The 342-nt window shown below is 47.7% G+C and carries 1 protein-coding gene; it reads right to left on the reverse strand.

What is annotated here, in order from left to right; translation table 11 throughout:
- Window positions 1–15: 15 nt before the first annotated feature.
- A complete protein-coding gene (locus SB764_RS38895) occupies window positions 16–162 on the reverse strand; it encodes a DNA-binding protein (protein ID WP_410866597.1) in 147 nt (48 codons plus the stop codon).
- Between the last annotated feature and the right edge of the window lie 180 nt (window positions 163–342).

A 342-nucleotide genomic window follows, 5' to 3' on the forward strand; every position in this document is an offset into this window, starting at 1 on the left:
GTGGTGGTGCTCGAGTCATTTTTTCTGTTTTTCCAGCATCTGCAGCAGTTCTTTCGGCGCGTCTTTTTCAGAAACCGCACCACGACCGGTTTTACCACCACCTTCGTCGTAGGTGAAAGAGATCATTTTACCAACACGCCAAACTTTTTTGATTTTAGAGATGTCAACTTCTTTTTCTTCACCTTTGTATTTGAATTTAACGGTCGCACCACCACCACCACCACTGAGATCCGGCTGCTAACAAAGCCCGAAAGGAAGCTGAGTTGGCTGCTGCCACCGCTGAGCAATAACTAGCATAACCCCTTGGGGCCTCTAAACGGGTCTTGAGGGGTTTTTTGCTGA

It is taken from the genome of Paraburkholderia sp. SIMBA_027, from assembly GCF_046535315.1.
GTDB classification, from domain to species: domain Bacteria; phylum Pseudomonadota; class Gammaproteobacteria; order Burkholderiales; family Burkholderiaceae; genus Paraburkholderia; species Paraburkholderia tropica.